The sequence below is a fragment of the Bradyrhizobium viridifuturi genome (assembly GCF_001238275.1).
GTDB classification, from domain to species: domain Bacteria; phylum Pseudomonadota; class Alphaproteobacteria; order Rhizobiales; family Xanthobacteraceae; genus Bradyrhizobium; species Bradyrhizobium viridifuturi.
This window is the reverse complement of record NZ_LGTB01000080.1, coordinates 1-14397: the sequence shown is the minus strand read 5'-3', so window position 1 is coordinate 14397 and position 14397 is coordinate 1. Positions and strand designations below refer to the sequence as shown.

Here is a 14397-nt window from a genome sequence, read left to right as displayed (position 1 = left end):
ACTTGGTGTGCGCACCCAGGCAATAGAGAGCGGAATGCTATGAAAGGCCCTTCTGTTTTGGTGGCTTGGGAGGGGAGGCTCCCCGCCGACCGCGAAGCCGATCGCCAGTTGGCTTTTACCGAGTCTGGGCGTGCGTCTCGCCTTCGGCCGCACCGTCTCTGGCAACCGTTCAGTGAATATGCGACGCGAGCACTGCAAATTCGCGCATCGAAACCGTCGCGCGTGAAGTTGATCTCCACACCCGCCCCTGCCACGGCAGATCGTCCAAGCGTCGCACGTAATGGCTGTAAGCGCGGCGCGTCTGGCGGCCGCGACCGGGACAGAACGAGACCGCTGACTTCGATCGAGCCACGAGCACCGCTTTATCGGCCTGGGGGAGGATCTGAGCAATCGAAAGCTCGGGAGAAACCAGCGAGCGGAATGCATGGAGCAAGGCGAACCACCGGGCGTCGACTGCGATTCGACCTTATGGCCTTATTCGAGCTGTCCCTTGCGGACGCCCAGCAAAAAGTGGAGGATTGGCGCAGATACTACAATGAAGAACGGCCCCACGGGTCGATCGGCAATCGACCGCCGATTTTGCTGCAAAACCACGTCGGCGCAACCAGCCCGCCAACGTGACCAAGCGCAAAACTCTAGTTCTGGGTGGTCTAAAGTTCGGTCTCGCTGCAAAAAACTCCAAGACTCTAACCGCCGCTGGATGAAAGTTCAGGGGCAGGTCATCGACTGACGAATGTAGACGATGGCCTGGCGAGCAAGGTGCTCAGGCGTGATCTTGCTCACCGCTGTCCTCCCCGCTCACGTCGTGTGTCTCCGCCGCGCTGTCGGTGAGCGCTTCGGCCAGAAACTCCTTTATGAGCTCCAGCATCTGCTGGTGGGCGTCGATCGGAATGCCGCTGTATGTTGGAGGGCTCTCGACGACATGATGCGTCCGCCATGACCGCCTCCTCACGAATGGGATGATTCCCTGGAAGAGGAGGCTAAGACCGCATCGACGAGACCGCGCACCTCCTGCAGACGATCCACCGGAAGCCGCGGATCAGCTATCAGTCGGAAGGAAGCGGCGACGGGAGCCGCCATCCATGCCGGCAGAAGCATTAACGTGGCATCAGGCTGTCTGATAACAAAATGCGTCTCATCGCCGAGCCGCTTGCAGGCGACAACAACGACTGACGCTCCGCATCGCGGATGAAACGGGTAGAGGATCTCAATCTCCGATCCTAGACACCCGGCATTATGACGCTGGTTCGCCGGGCGTCGGTAAGACGCACTTGTCGATCGCACTCGGACGAGAAGCGATCCTGGTCGGTTACACCGTGCAATTCACCACGGCGACCACGCTCGTTGCAGGCCTGGCCAAGGCGCATGGCGAGCGGCGCCTGGACGAGAAACTGCTCGCGCTGGCGAAGCCGAAGCTGCTCATCGTCGACGAGCTCGGCTATCTGCCGCTGGAGCCGGACGCCGCGCATCTGTTCTTCCAACTGGTCAGCCGCCGTTACGAAACCGGTGCCATGCTGATCACGTCGAACCGCAGCGTTGCCGAATGGGGCACCGTGTTCGCCGAACCGATGCCTTCATGATGCCTCCTTCTTCGACCGCTTGGTGCGTCGTACCCGATTGCGAAGCTGACTGATTTGTTCATCTGAGAGCTCGATCTGCCATGGCTGGCCTTTGGTTAACTGATGACCGGCCAGCAATCCGCGCGCGAGATAATCGAACACCGTTTGCGGGGTTACTCCAAGCTCAGCGGCAGCGCCCTGAATCGAGAAGCTACCGTCGGGCCAGCGCATCGGATTCTTGTCCGTGCCGTTGAGTTTGATGGTTGGAATGCCCCAGCGGGTACGCAACAGCCAGACGTTCTCGCCTTTGAAGGCGCAGCCTCGAGCCGCGACGAAGCCTTCCCGATTGAGTGTTGCGGCGATCTCGCCATCCATTTTGTGTTCGGCATTCAGCTCGGCGATCCGTTGCCGTAACCGATCAATGTCGATGTAATCGCGGTAGGTGTGAACGCGCCGCTGCACATGATGCTCGCTGGTTGCGCCGGTGTGCCAGATGATCTTGAGCCACACTTGACCTCGGGTCCGCTTCTGATCAAGAACGACTTCGCTGATGACAAATTGCAGAATGCGCTTGCGATCGGCCGCCGACGTGGTGGCCGCATTCCAAATCCGCGGCAGATTCTCGCCGAGCGCTTGTAGCCCCGCGCGTTCCGCCGAGCCGATCAGAAGCGGCTCTTGCGCGCGCCAGCGCGCATGCTCCTGCTCAACCGCCTCGACAACACGAAGCTTATCTTCCCAAACCCGCTCAAGCGAGCGCGCCACAAGACGGTTCTCGGGCTCGACGGCGTCATACTGACGCCGAGCGCGCTCGGCCTCGTAGCGAGCGCGCTCCACGCGAAGCGCCCACTGGCGCTCGAGCTGACGGCTCTCCTGCTCCAGTTGGCCCGCCGCCGCGAGTGCGATTGCAATCTGATCCGGCATCAGGGCGTCGAGGACCACCCTCTCGACCAGAGCATCAACCGCCAAGGCCCGGACTTCCTGGCACAGTGCACTGCCTTGCTGGTCCCGATCCGAGCGGCAGCAATACACCGGATAGTCGCCATTCGGCCCCGAGTAGCGCAAGCTCATGCGCCGTCCGCAACGGCCGCAGACCGCAATCCCTTGTAGCAGGGCCGCCCCTTTGCGCGGCACGCCAGCGTGCCCTGCCTCAAAGTGGGCGACGTTATCTGCCAGTCGGCGCTGGTTGGCCATGAACTCCTCCCAGCTGATATAACCCGTGTGAGCGGCGCGGAGGCAAACCGGCCAATCGGCGATCGCTACCTTGACCGTTCCCGTCAACGATCCAGGCTGGCATCGGCTCAGATCCTTTTGCCGGCGACCATAAACATACGCCCCAGCATAGGCTGGATTTTGCAGGATACTAAGGACGCGTCCACTCTCTGACGCACGCCAGACGACCTCGTGTGGAGATGGCCCAAGTAGCGGTCGAACCGGCAAGGACAATCCGTTCCTGCCCAGGTAACGCATCACACGGCGAGCGCTTTGCAGTTCCCGGAATTTGGCAAATACAAGATGAAGACGGGCCTGCACCTCCTCGTCGGGATTGAGAACAATCGTACCCGCCCGATCGTAGGCGAGCCCGGCCGGCAGGGGCAGCCGCAGTTCGCCCCGTGCCGCCTTCTGACGCTCCTCTTGGTGAAGACGCATCCGATGCAACTCCGCCTCGCTCATGATACCGGACAAGCCCAACAGAAGGCGGTCGTGGTAGGCTCGCGGATCGTAAAGCCGCTCACCATCCGCAATGAGCACGCCGAACACCGAGCACAGTTCGAGAAGCTGATGCCAGTCCCCGGTTATTGCGGGCCAGGCGAGAAGCGTCGAGGCTCACCACAAGACCGGCGTTGCCAAGGCCGATCTCGCCAATGAGCTTCTGGAAACCATGACGATCCACGCCGCCAGCACCGGATTTGCCCAAGTGCTCGTCAATCACCTGGACGCGCTCGGGCGCCAGCCCAGACCGATGGCACGATCGACAAGGCGGTACTGCAGCTCGGTGCCTCCTGATGCTGGCGCACCTGGTTCACGGACGATTGCCGCACGTAGACATAGGCCAACTTGGCGCGGTGTGCGGTCGTAAGCCGCTCGTCAGCGATGTTCGATCTGATCAGCACGACCCAGTCCCCTTCCGGGCGTGCCGGGGATCGCTTGCATTCGCCGCATCAGCGCGGCGATGGTTTGAGCAATCTGCGTTTGTGTCGCGGTCGATAGATTCGGCCAGAGTCGCGGAATGTCGGCTATTGGACGGCCGGGTGGATTTGCCAACGTCGGCAGGGGTCGATACGCAACGCGACCTGGAAGTGGTCGGTGGGTCATCGCGAATCACCTTCTCGTCGAGAAGGCTCAGACTCGCGCTCAAATGTTGCATCAATGGGATCAGCGTCCGTGCACTGATGCGCGGCAGATCGGCTGCGTTCGGGCGGGAAGTGATCGCCGTCTTGGCAAGATCCGTCGATGCGATCCGAACCGCTCGCCGCCGTCCGTCTGCCAGCGCGACGACGACGTAGGCGGAACCGCGCCCCGGCCGCTCCTTCAGGACGGCAAGCCGCTGTCCAAACAGAAAATGATGCGGGTCGGTAATCGTGACATGAGACACGACCCGGTCAAGAATAGGGGTACCCTGCCGTGTTCGGCGATCCCGTGGTCGCCACTGCCATCCTCGACCAGCTCCTGCACCACAGCCACGTGCTGACGATCCGCGGCGACAGCTACCGGCTCCGCTCCAAACGGAAGAGCGGCCTCATCAAGGCGCCGCCCGCCTGTGACGGCACTCCGGTCGGCTCCGCCTCCCTCCGCCCCGTCTCCGGCGGAAACAACCATCAAACGACATCATGAAACCGAGGGTGGGGCAGTCTTCATGACGCAAAGGGGGCAGTTCCGGATGGCGTTCGACACCAAATAGGCGGAACGAACCCAATCTGCTCGGCGCTCCACTTCCATCCTGTTCGCCGCGCGGCAGATTAAGACCGCGCTTAAGTTCCTTTCGCGGGTACATCTGGGATGTATCCGAGCTGCTGCGTGAGAGCGGCCAGGGCCTGGCGAGCTTCCTCCAGCGTCGCTGTCGCCTTGTTAAAGAGCTGCCGCGCTTCATTTGATTGAGTGACCGCTCTTGCACCGGCACCAAAGAGCCTTTTCCTTTTTGATAGAGGTCGATCCTCGAGTACTGCCCACTTCAGGTCTGCCAGGGTGCTCATGAGCGCTCGATGTGCGCGCGCTTGCGCCTTTTCAGAGTCCGCGGCAGCGGCCAGCGCGTCACGATAACGCCGTACCGCCTCGACGGTCCGCTCTTCAAGATGAAAATCGTCGCTCAATGGCTCGTTCTCGCTACTTGCACGGTCGAAGCCACAGGCGTCATGCTTGTTGGATGACAAATCGCTCTCAACCTCCCTGAGAGTACAACCTGACGCCACGTGCGCTTCAAGCGTCTTGGACAATTATTACTTTCGCCGCCGCTTCATCAGATTGCGCATCGGCGGTAGTTGCTAAGTGTCCGTCCGGTGAGGACGTCAGTCAGATAGGCCTGCGGCTCGACGCCGCACAGCTTGCAGGTCTCGATCAGCCAAGCGACGCAGGCCCAGTTCTCCGCGCCCTCATCATGCCCCGTGAACAGCGCATTCTTGCGGTTAAGGATAAGAGGACGGATGCTTCGCTCGACAACATTGGTGTCGAGCTCGATACGGCCGTCGTCGAAGGAAGCGCGTCAGGCCGACCCAGTGGTTCAAGGCGTAACGGATGTGCTCGGCGATTGCGCTTTGCCCGAGACGCGGCTGAGTTGCTGCTCGAACCAGGCCTTGAGCGCCAGCACCAGCGGCTTGCTGCGCTCCTGGCGGACGGCACGGCGCTCATCGGCGCTGCGGCCCCTGATCGACTTCTCGACGGCATAGAGAGCGGCGATACGCTCGGGTGCTTCACTCGCGATCGGGCAGGCCGTCCTGCGCAACGTCGAAGAAGCGCCACCTCAGATGAGCCCAGCAGAAGGCAAGCGTGATCGCCGCGTCAGGCGCGGTGTCGGCAACGGTCTTGTAGACGGTATAGCCGTCGCATTGCACGATGCCGCGATAACTGTCGAGCAGCTAAGGCGTGGACGGCGCCGCGACCGGGTGCGTAAGTGTAGGCCACCGCCGGCGGGTCGGCCCCGCCCCACGGCCGATCGTCGCGCGCGATCGCCCAGAAGAAGCCCTTCTTGTTGCGGCCGCGGCGGTCGAGCACCGGCGCTGTTGTCTCGTCGACCGCGATCTTGCTCGCGGTCAGAATGATCTGCGCAGCCTGAGCCAGAGCGGACGAAGCTCCACGGCCGCATGGCCGCCCCAGAACGCCAGGACCGAGCGCTTGATGTCAATACCTTGCGCCAGCAGCACCTGAACCTGCCGGCACAGCGGCAGGTGCCAAGCATATTTGGCGACCGGCACATGGGCGACCATCGCCTCAGTCGGCAACCCGCCCTTGATCAGCCGCTCCGGTGCCGGCGCCTGAACCACGCCATCCGTGCAGGCCCGGCAGCCATATTTGGGACGATGGGTGACGATCACGCGGAATTGCGCCGAGACGACATCGAGCCGCCGTGAGGTCTCCTCACCGATCACATGCCGAGGCGCGCGGCAGCATGGACAGTGGGTCATTTCTCGGTCTCGTGCCGTTGGAGCATTCGAGCGGCGCCACCATCCGACGGTATCACCAAGGCCGGCAATGCTCTGGCGAGGCGCGCTCTGATCGAGGGGACGTTGATCTGAAGCGATTCGGCCCCAAAAGCGGTCAACTACCACAATTTGCAGCTTACGGAAGATGCTATTCGGCTTAACATTCGAAATCATCGCGGTGACTGGCTTTGCGGCCGCATTGGAGCGGCTCCAATCACCGAAAGTCTCGTGTGATGCCGAGCTTCCTTGTTGTCAGTTCCAAATTGAAGGACGCCCAGCCAGATCCACCTAAGGCTGCGCGATTTATGACGTTGGGGGCCCTTTATTAAGGAGAAGGCCAAGCAGGGTCATTCGCAGTTGAAGATCGCGCCCCCGTTCACTGCGCAACCGGAGGCTCGAGCCCGGAAGCCTGGCATTGGTCAAATTTCACGAACGGTTGGCTGCGGGGCGCGATTCCGAGATTGCCTTGGCGCCAGTGGTGCAAGACCTGCTAGACCTCCTCAATGGTAATCAGGTCGTCGCCATCGATGATGATGGCGCAGGCCCGCGACTTGGACACGGGGGTGTGCCCCGACCGCCGATCCCCGGCGCGGCTGTCGTTCGCGCTTTATTGCAACGTGCTGCTGAGTATATGCTCCCCGGAGGCAGACCAGATGAATACCAACCCACCCGTTCAGCTCACCGCGAATTTCTCCATTTCCACTCGCGAGCAGTCGCCGCACCCGGCGCAGGGCCTATTTTCGCACAACTCCGTTGGCATTGCTGGCCGGCAGCGAAAACGCCCGCTTGGCCTGCTCAGCGATTTTGTCACCGATGAACTGCCGCACCGCGTTGAGGAGATTAGATGCAGTGAACAACCAAATGAGGAGGTCCAGCTCCTTGGCCGCAGCATCAACGCAATACTTTCGAAGGCGGACTATGATGCACAGCTGCTGAGCCTACCGCAGTCCGATTTTGGCATCGCCAAGACCGACATCCATTATATTGTCAATTGTTTGTATCAGACGTCGGCGTTCGCGGGTCTTAATCCGATGGACGCCGAGCGGACGGTGGGCGACTCGCTAAACCGCCTCGCCCGCTTAAGCTGTCAGCGGCAGCCCAGCATTGATGTCCTCTCCTATGAAGATGTCATTCTCACGAATCCGTTGCAGAGCGACCCGCGCTTATATTGTCTTGGAGCGGCCGGGGTCGAGGAGCGAGATTTTTGTTTGGGCCATCAACTGATCGAGGGCGACTTACAATCAGCGATGGATGCTCTGCTTGAGTTGCGCGATACGATCGACGTGGATCCGCGTCAATGTCTTACGCGATGCTTGAAGCACCTTGACTCGGCAATTTATGTTCTGACCCGCTTTCATGAGCGGATGTCGGCCGATCTGTTTAGGCAATTTCGTGCGCACTATGTAAAAAATCCCTACAAGAATCGGCTTGGCCCAAGCGGCCGCTTTTCTGCTCGCATGGTGGCTGTCTCAGTTCTTCTCATGGGTGAAGAACTCTTTCACCAGAGCCCGCAATTTTATAGGGACATATATCGACTATCTGACCACTATCCCCAAGCCTGCATTCGCGAGGTATTCCGCTGGCTAGTGCCAGATAACGGGAGTGGTGAACTCGCCCCAACTTGGTTAGAAGGGGGGGGGCGGCATTTCCCAGGTCTGCGACTGTTTCGTCCGCTGTAGAACGCCACGGCTACGAGATCGGAAAGCTGCGAGCATCCTGCGTTCGTGCGTTAGATCAGTTCACCCGAATGCATCGTAATACGGCGTTAAAATATACCATTGAGCCGGGCCATTCAGTTAGCGGCGCCGAAGCGGAGGAGTGTGTTGAGGCCATCCTTTGTCAACGGCTATTGACGGCGCGGTATTGATAAAGATCCGACGCAATTTTTAGTGACGGGATCCTGTAGCCGTCCGATAGTCGGGACGTATGGTCGATGTCCCAAAACGAAGTAGTCTTTCGTAGGTTCGCACCAGGAGATAGCGATGCTGTATGGCGCCTACATAGAAGCGCGTTTGCGGATGCTGGTGCGCCCGGACGGGGCGTGCGCCGATGATTTACGCGATATCGGGAAAGCATACATTCGGTCAGGTGGCGACTTTACCATTGCGCATATTGCTTTTCGGCTCGCTGCAATGGGAGGATTGAAAGCTGTTAATCGTGATGTCGCAGAGCTGAAGCGCATCCGGGGCAGATCCCGCCTTTCATCAACGCGGCCTTGGAAGGAGGATTCTTCGTAAATTGGAATCAAGATCTGTTGCTCTGGGTGGGTACAGCCAGTGGCTATCAATTGGAGTGGCGCGCACCGCGAGAGGACGGATGATCGGGAAGCGCATAAACGGAGAGGTTGCGCTCCCAAGGGACTTTCTTTGTGGGAAAGTACTCGCAGATTCGGTCTATCGGTAGGAATGATTGAGCCAGGTTGAGCGCAATGTGACTCATCCGCGCTTAGCTTCCTTGAGGAAAGCTGAGAGAAGCTCCCGTATCGACTCGAACTGGAGCGGGAACGTTTTGTTCGAATCGGGCCGGCAGCACTGGTTGGATCACCGGGCATCCGTACAGAAACTATGTAAAGGAGATTGCGGAAGTGGTCCTATCGATTGCACTGCCGACGCCGTGAGAACTTTGAACTGGGAAGGGCTATGGACAGAAATAGTGTGAGTTGGTTCGGTTATATTCCTGCAATCACCACCCCCTTTCGCAAGAATGGATCTATCGCGTGGGACGACTTTGCGGTGGAACTAGATTGGTATGTCACCGAGCGAATGCATGGTGTCGTAGTGGCTGGCACGTCGGGTGAATGGTTTAGTCTGAGCGAAGACGAGCGCAGTGAACTATTTAGTCAAACCAGCCGCGGTATCGATAGCCGCATCACGACATTGGGAGGTTGTAACGCCTACACGGCAGATGAGGCGATTCGTCACGCCAGGGCCGCGGAGAGGGCTGGACTGGACGGCATTCTGCTGACGCCGCCTCCATATGTTGTGCCAAACAGGCGCGAGCTTGTTCAATTTTACCGCGACGTTTCAGACGCAACCGACATACCTATTTGTGTATACAACTGGCCCCGCGGTTGTGTCGTCGACATGGATATAGATACTCTTGGCGAGATCTCCGATATAGATCACGTCGTTGCTATAAAAAACTCGACTGGAAATTTCTCCGCCTTCCTGGACGGCCTGTATGCTTTGGGTCGAAAAGTGCGTTACTTCAACATGCCCACTTCCGAGCTCGGAGCGGACATTGCGGGTCTTGGTCTCTCGGATGGGCTCATGGGAGCTGGCGGTATCCTGGGATCCGGGCATCCGGACTTTTGGCGTGCGATTCAGGAGGGCGACCGTCAACGAGCCGTGGTGCTCGGGGAGCGCGACCGGATCATCATGCGCGAATTGTTTAACAAGGACTATGCTGGTGCATTTGGTAATGCGCAGGCAATTCTCAAAACTGCTCTGCGGTTGCGGGGTGTCCCTGCTGGGTACGTTCGCAGGCCCCTTCTTGATCTCGCTGCCGAGGAGGTTCGGCGCGTCGCGGACACGCTCCAGCGCCTCGGGATCGAGGTTGTGAACGAAGATGCCTGAAACAGTCGATTGCCTAGTGGTCGGCGGCGGCTTGCTAGGCTCGGCACTGGCGTATTACTTGGTGTGTTCGGGGAGCACCGCGTGTCTTGTTGAGAAAGACCAACTGAACCAGCACGCCTCCGGGCGAAATGCGGGCAGCCTCCATTTCCAGCTCGAATATCGAATGATTGAGCACGGACTGGATGCAGCGAAGAAGGCGGCTGAGGCCCTGCCGCTACATCTCGATGCCGCGCGGGAGTGGAGCGTGCTGAGCACTAGAATAGGTGAGAGTATTGGCGTCTTGCAGAGTGGCGGAATGATGCTCGCGGAAACGAGCGAGCAGGCGCTGCTCCTGGAGAGAAAAACCGAACTCGAGCGCAGTTATGGGCTGGAGAATCGAATGCTTTCGAGCGATGAGATTCACCAGAGAGCACCTTATCTCAGCTCGGCAATTGTTGCAGCGGCGCTTTGCCCTCTAGAAGGTAGGGCAAATCCGCGCGGCGCCACTTTGGCATTTGCCACAGTTGCTGAGGAATTTGGAGCACGGATCCGGGCGGGTATAGCTGTGACCGGCATGAAACAACAACGCGGCCGCTGGAGGACAAGCCTTTCCGACGGGAGCGAAATCTTAGCGCGCAAGGTCGCCATTGCTGCAGGTTCCTGGTCGGCTCGCATAGCCGCTATGGCAGGGATTGCCCTTCCAGTCGTGCCGATCGGATTGATGATGGCGGCAACGGTCCGAGTGGCGCCATTTATCAAGCATCTCATCCAACATGCAGGACGGCGTCTATCATTGAATCAATCGGCCGAGGGTACCATTCTGATCGGTGGGGGATGGCCCGCACGGCTGCATGAGACAGGCGGAGTTTATGATCTGGATCTGCCGCCCGAAATCTTGCCTTCATCGATTCAGGGCAATTTGCACGCCGCCGTTTCGGTGGTACCGAGGGTTGGTGAGATCCCGGTCCTTCGCATATGGAGTGGTGCAACCTTGCTCGTTGCCGATCAATTGCCTCTTGTCGGAGCCTTGCCGCGCCGCTCGGATCTCTTCATTGCAACAGGAGGATCCGCGTTCACGCTCGGGCCCACCTACGCGCGGGTACTTGCAAGCAAGATCTTGGAGAAGCCTGTTGATCTCGATGTGTCGCGCTTCGATCCCGGCCGCTTCGTGAGTCTAAATAATGCTTAATGGGCATTACCTCACGGGTTCACGCGGTTCGGAAATAGAACTATCCGTGAATGGCAGTTCCGTCGTTTGCCACCGCGGTGATACTTTGCTTGCCGCCCTCCTTGCGTCCGGCCTGCGATCTTTTCGTCGGTCGATCGTTAGCAATGAGCCGCGTGCGCCATGCTGCAATACGGGGGTCTGTTTCGACTGCATGGTTACCGTGAACGGGACGTCATACATAAGGGCATGCATGATTGATGCCGAGCCCGGGATGGCCGTCGAGACCGGAGACAAGACTGATGGCTGATCTCAAGTGTTTTGACGTGGCCATCATTGGTGCAGGTCCGGCCGGTATGTCCGCAGCGCTTGAATGTTGTCGAAACGACCTATCCGTCGTCGTTTTCGATGAGCAAGGACGGGCAGGGGGGCAGATATTTCGACAGCCGCCGCCCCCCTCCGTCCAAGTGAACTCTCCCGCTTGCCGTCTCTATCCCTTTGGCGAGGTATTAGTGAGAAAGGCGGAGGCCGAGTCGCGCATAGACTGGCGATTCAGGCAGACAGTTTGGGGCATATTTCCCGACGAGGATCGAATCCGCGTTTGTACAAACAAAACAACCGTCTTGGCGAGGAAGACGTTGGTGGCGACCGGCGCCTATGAAATGCCAGTAGCTTTCCCGGGATGGACGCTTCCCGGCGTAATGGGGGTGGGAGCGATCCAGACGCTGCTCAGGAGCCAAAATGTCTTGCTTGGGCGGCGGTTCGTATTGGCGGGATCACACCCGCTTCTTGTTCTCGTTGCCGACATGCTTCTCGCGGCCGGCGCGGAGATACAGGAAGTTGCAATCGCGAGGTCGCGCCCTCGTTTTCGAGAGATCTTGGATGGATTGCTCGCCGTTCCTGGGAATATTCCAATTTTTAAAGAGACTGCTAGCTCTCTTTACAAACTCACAAAAGCGCGTGTGTCGATTCGGTTCGGGAGGATTATGGTCGAAGCTCGCGGTAACGAGGAGGGACTGAGTCACGTTACGTTGTCAGATTGTGATCGCGATTGGATTCCGAGCGGAGCGCACCGTGTGTTTGAAACGGATATTCTCGGGACGGGCTTCGGATTGCTTCCGTCCACTGAGCTTTGCCGTCAGATAGGTTGTGCGGCACAGTGGGATAGCCGAAATGGCGGCTGGATAGTGAAGCATGATGGATTTCAGCGTACCACTGTGAGAAACGTCTACGTGGCGGGAGAACCAGCGGGCATCCGCGGCGCTGCGAGCGCTCGTACTGAAGGCGAACTCGCGGGGCTAATGATTTTGCAAGACTTGATCCCGCAGCGGCGAGATGATCGATTGATCCGCCGTAACCTGTCGCAGACGAAGCGTAATCGGAAATTCTCGGATCGAGTCGCGCAATTTTTTCAGCCCAGCATGAGAGCGCTGTCTGATCTGGCAAGCGATGGAACTGTGATCTGTCGATGCGAGGATGTGAAACGCTCTGCAGTCGCGGAGTTTCTAGAGAGAAATAGCCACGCGACCTCGATCAACAGTGTTAAGCTAGCCTGCCGTACTGGTATGGGCTTTTGTCAGGGACGATATTGTCATCACACACTTGCGCAAATCCTGTCCAATGCCACAAATCAGCCCGTTGAGCGGTGCGGAGAGTTTACGGCTCGGGTGCCGGTCAAGCCAATTCCGGCCAGAGATTTATCAGATGTTTAGCAGATGCCTTTTCTGTTACTAGAGCCGGCCCGACTGGCTATGGTCTTTATCGCCTGATCCGGTCTCTCGACCATGAATGCACGGTGGAGGCACCATCGCTGATCCCAAGGAAGCCAGGCGATCGGGTGAAGACGAACCACGGGGACGCCGTTTCTCTCGCCCGACTGCTACGGGCCGGCGAACTGACGGCGGTATGGATTCCCGATGAGGACCCGAGGCGATGCGCGATCTCGTTCGCGCCCGAGCGTGCTCGACGGCGCAGTGGCCGCGGTCGTGTCCTTCTGCAGGCCGGACTCTAACTCCTCGTGGAGGAAATACGCAGGGGCAGGTCACACGCACAAGCAATCGCTCACAAGCGACATATGTCATCGACCACCCGTCGCACTGTCTAGAGCGAATCGTAGCGGTCGCCGTTGCTTCGGCTTTGTCAGCGCTGCGGGTCCATCGGCAGCAGGTGAGCACGTTCATGCTCAAGCACGGCCGCACCTATCCCCGCAAGAAGCCATCAACTAATGTGATGAACTTCCGTTCCAGATGAGTAGTGGTAGTTGACCATTCGCAAAGTTGCTCACCCACGGTTCGGAGTAATGGCCATCAACCGAAAAATCACGGGCTGTTCATTGTTGATGAGGACAATCAAAAGGGTCAGGCGTACATGACCTCGACGAATTCGCATGCGCAGCATGGCTTCAGATGTTTAGCGTCGAATACGGAGAAAACGGGCCAAGATGACGATGGCGGACTATGCCATGTCGTTCGAACAGCTCGGGCAATGGATGAGCGAGCGCGCCAGGGTGCCGGCGCTTCGGCATCCGCGGGCGACATCGCTCTCTATGCTGCGGCCCGCTTTTCGGCTTCGGCCTTCCAGTTCCAGGCCAGAAGTTCGTGCAGCTGGTTGGCCTTCGTGGCGCCGCTCACCATGCGCTCGAGAACGTCGACGAGATAGGCCTCGGGGTCAAGGCCATTCAATTTCGCTGTGTTAAGAAGCGAAGCGAGTATCGCCCAGGTCTCGCCCCCGCCTTCATCACCACTGAACAACGAGTTCTTTTTTCCGATCGCAATTGGCCTGATCGATCGCTCGACCGTGTTGGTATCCGGCTCGAGCCGCCCGTCATCCAGGAACACCGTCAGGCCCTGCCAGCGTTCGAGCATGTAGTCGATCGCCTTGATGAGCGTCGAGCGGCGGGAGATCCCGTCCTTCACCGCGATCAGACGAGCCTTCAACGCCTCCATCAGCGGCTTCGTCTCGGCCTGTCGCGTCGCGCGGCGTCCCCCGACGCCGAGACCGCGGATCCTCTCCTCGATCGCGTAGACGGCCGCAATGCGCTCGATGACCTCCGCAGCGAAGGGTGAGTTCGTCGTCTTGCTTGCTTCGTGAGCGTCATCCAGGGACCACGCGCTGAGGGCTAATCTGGTCGGTTAGTAAGATCTCGTGGACTGAATCATCACGAGGTCTCGCCATGTCTAAGGATAGCCGTAAGGATAGCGATAGGGATAGGCATACGCCTATCCTCAAGGATTTTTCTGACACGCTGCAGCGTGTCGAGATCATCACTGGGACCGGCCGCGCCGGCGCTGGTCGGCCGATGCGAAGGCGGCGATTATCGCGGAGAGTTTTGCGCCGGATGCAAGCGTGTCCGCGGTGGCGCGGCGACACGACATCAGTCCAAGCCTGTTGTTTCTGTGGCGTCGTCAGAGACGCGGGCGAAGGTCGCGGCGCGCCGGGCCGGAGACGTGCCACCTGGCTTTGTGCCGGTCGCGATCACCGGCTGC

At 59.2% G+C, this 14397-nt stretch carries 14 protein-coding genes and 7 pseudogenes; 11 read left to right on the top strand and 10 right to left on the bottom strand.

Annotated features, from left to right (window positions below):
• Nucleotides 1-169 precede the first annotated feature (169 nt).
• Nucleotides 170-433, bottom strand: coding sequence for a hypothetical protein (locus tag ALC15_RS45695; RefSeq protein WP_210168627.1), 264 nt, complete (start codon nucleotides 431-433; stop codon nucleotides 170-172).
• Nucleotides 434-483: 50 nt separating this feature from the next.
• On the opposite strand from ALC15_RS45695, the pseudogene ALC15_RS42810 reads away from it, so the two are divergent.
• Nucleotides 484-621: pseudogene (locus ALC15_RS42810) on the top strand (integrase core domain-containing protein); the annotation flags it as partial.
• Nucleotides 622-948: 327 nt separating this feature from the next.
• Here ALC15_RS42810 and ALC15_RS48205 read toward each other — a convergent pair.
• Complete coding sequence (locus tag ALC15_RS48205) at nucleotides 949-1284, bottom strand: DUF5372 family protein (protein WP_488226035.1); 336 nt, start codon at nucleotides 1282-1284, stop codon at nucleotides 949-951.
• On the opposite strand from ALC15_RS48205, the pseudogene ALC15_RS39840 reads away from it, so the two are divergent.
• Nucleotides 1245-1571, top strand: a pseudogene (locus ALC15_RS39840) (ATP-binding protein); the annotation flags it as partial. The gene ALC15_RS48205 and the pseudogene ALC15_RS39840 sit on opposite strands and share 40 nt — an antisense overlap.
• A gap of 3 nt (nucleotides 1572-1574) precedes the next feature.
• On the opposite strand, the gene ALC15_RS42805 reads toward ALC15_RS39840, so the two are convergent.
• Together ALC15_RS42805 and ALC15_RS45305 are read right to left on the bottom strand one after the other, a co-directional pair.
• Nucleotides 1575-3317 carry a recombinase family protein gene (locus ALC15_RS42805; protein WP_200914748.1) on the bottom strand — a complete coding sequence of 581 codons (1743 nt, stop codon included), beginning with the start codon at nucleotides 3315-3317 and terminating at the stop codon, nucleotides 1575-1577.
• Complete coding sequence (locus ALC15_RS45305; protein ID WP_200914747.1) at nucleotides 3289-3489, bottom strand: recombinase family protein; 201 nt, start codon at nucleotides 3487-3489, stop codon at nucleotides 3289-3291. Before ALC15_RS45305 ends, ALC15_RS42805 begins: the two co-directional genes overlap by 29 nt.
• A gap of 692 nt (nucleotides 3490-4181) precedes the next feature.
• Between ALC15_RS45305 and ALC15_RS39825 the strand changes: the two are divergent.
• A pseudogene (locus ALC15_RS39825) lies at nucleotides 4182-4391 on the top strand (ATP-binding protein); the annotation flags it as partial.
• 137 nt (nucleotides 4392-4528) lie between these two features.
• Here ALC15_RS39825 and ALC15_RS39820 read toward each other — a convergent pair.
• The 5 genes and pseudogenes from ALC15_RS39820 to ALC15_RS47765 form a co-directional block, all read right to left on the bottom strand.
• A complete protein-coding gene (locus ALC15_RS39820; RefSeq protein ID WP_128089739.1) occupies nucleotides 4529-4990 on the bottom strand; it encodes a hypothetical protein in 462 nt (153 codons plus the stop codon).
• 23 nt (nucleotides 4991-5013) lie between these two features.
• The gene (locus tag ALC15_RS47405; RefSeq protein WP_283806339.1) at nucleotides 5014-5097 is read right to left on the bottom strand and encodes a hypothetical protein; all 84 of its coding nucleotides are present in this window, start codon (nucleotides 5095-5097) and stop codon (nucleotides 5014-5016) included.
• A gap of 99 nt (nucleotides 5098-5196) precedes the next feature.
• Nucleotides 5197-5496, bottom strand: a pseudogene (locus ALC15_RS47400) (IS66 family transposase); the annotation flags it as partial.
• Nucleotides 5465-5605 carry an IS66 family transposase gene (locus ALC15_RS48200; protein WP_283806338.1) on the bottom strand — a complete coding sequence of 47 codons (141 nt, stop codon included), beginning with the start codon at nucleotides 5603-5605 and terminating at the stop codon, nucleotides 5465-5467. The gene ALC15_RS48200 and the pseudogene ALC15_RS47400, both read right to left, overlap by 32 nt.
• A pseudogene (locus tag ALC15_RS47765) lies at nucleotides 5553-6175 on the bottom strand (IS66 family transposase). The gene ALC15_RS48200 and the pseudogene ALC15_RS47765 overlap by 53 nt, the downstream one beginning before the upstream one ends.
• A 671-nt stretch (nucleotides 6176-6846) precedes the next feature.
• Here ALC15_RS47765 and ALC15_RS39810 point away from each other — a divergent pair.
• The 7 genes and pseudogenes from ALC15_RS39810 to ALC15_RS42785 all read left to right on the top strand — a co-directional run.
• Nucleotides 6847-7872 carry a hypothetical protein gene (locus ALC15_RS39810; protein WP_244486477.1) on the top strand — a complete coding sequence of 342 codons (1026 nt, stop codon included), beginning with the start codon at nucleotides 6847-6849 and terminating at the stop codon, nucleotides 7870-7872.
• A 303-nt stretch (nucleotides 7873-8175) separates the two neighbouring features.
• Nucleotides 8176-8430, top strand: a complete 255-nt coding sequence (locus ALC15_RS43885; protein ID WP_128089738.1) for a hypothetical protein — start codon at nucleotides 8176-8178, stop codon at nucleotides 8428-8430.
• A 402-nt stretch (nucleotides 8431-8832) separates the two neighbouring features.
• Entirely contained in the window at nucleotides 8833-9768 is a 936-nt protein-coding gene (locus ALC15_RS39805; protein ID WP_050631987.1) for a dihydrodipicolinate synthase family protein, read from the top strand.
• Nucleotides 9761-10936 carry an NAD(P)/FAD-dependent oxidoreductase gene (locus ALC15_RS39800; RefSeq protein WP_050631986.1) on the top strand — a complete coding sequence of 392 codons (1176 nt, stop codon included), beginning with the start codon at nucleotides 9761-9763 and terminating at the stop codon, nucleotides 10934-10936. The genes ALC15_RS39805 and ALC15_RS39800 overlap by 8 nt, the downstream gene beginning before the upstream one ends.
• Nucleotides 10929-11222: a 2Fe-2S iron-sulfur cluster-binding protein gene (locus ALC15_RS48085; RefSeq protein WP_094194421.1), complete on the top strand. Its 294-nt coding sequence runs from the start codon at nucleotides 10929-10931 to the stop codon at nucleotides 11220-11222. The genes ALC15_RS39800 and ALC15_RS48085 overlap by 8 nt, the downstream gene beginning before the upstream one ends.
• Complete coding sequence (locus ALC15_RS42790) at nucleotides 11215-12624, top strand: NAD(P)/FAD-dependent oxidoreductase (protein ID WP_094194420.1); 1410 nt, start codon at nucleotides 11215-11217, stop codon at nucleotides 12622-12624. The genes ALC15_RS48085 and ALC15_RS42790 overlap by 8 nt, the downstream gene beginning before the upstream one ends.
• 20 nt (nucleotides 12625-12644) lie before the next feature.
• Nucleotides 12645-12868, top strand: a pseudogene (locus tag ALC15_RS42785) (IS110 family transposase); the annotation flags it as partial.
• A gap of 587 nt (nucleotides 12869-13455) precedes the next feature.
• Here the strand turns inward: ALC15_RS42785 and ALC15_RS39795 are convergent.
• On the bottom strand, nucleotides 13456-14013 hold the full coding sequence (locus tag ALC15_RS39795; RefSeq protein ID WP_094194419.1) for an IS66 family transposase: 558 nt from the start codon (nucleotides 14011-14013) through the stop codon (nucleotides 13456-13458).
• A 190-nt stretch (nucleotides 14014-14203) separates the two neighbouring features.
• Between ALC15_RS39795 and ALC15_RS48080 the strand changes: the two are divergent.
• Nucleotides 14204-14397: pseudogene (locus ALC15_RS48080) on the top strand (transposase); the annotation flags it as partial.

Coding starts and splice junctions, on each gene's coding strand:
- ALC15_RS39810 (WP_244486477.1), top strand. CDS start 6,847: ATGAATACCAACCCACCCGTTCAGCTCACCGCGAATTTCTCCATTTCC.
- ALC15_RS39800 (WP_050631986.1), top strand. CDS start 9,761: ATGCCTGAAACAGTCGATTGCCTAGTGGTCGGCGGCGGCTTGCTAGGC.
- ALC15_RS48085 (WP_094194421.1), top strand. CDS start 10,929: ATGCTTAATGGGCATTACCTCACGGGTTCACGCGGTTCGGAAATAGAA.
- ALC15_RS39805 (WP_050631987.1), top strand. CDS start 8,833: ATGGACAGAAATAGTGTGAGTTGGTTCGGTTATATTCCTGCAATCACC.
- ALC15_RS43885 (WP_128089738.1), top strand. CDS start 8,176: ATGCTGTATGGCGCCTACATAGAAGCGCGTTTGCGGATGCTGGTGCGC.
- ALC15_RS42790 (WP_094194420.1), top strand. CDS start 11,215: ATGGCTGATCTCAAGTGTTTTGACGTGGCCATCATTGGTGCAGGTCCG.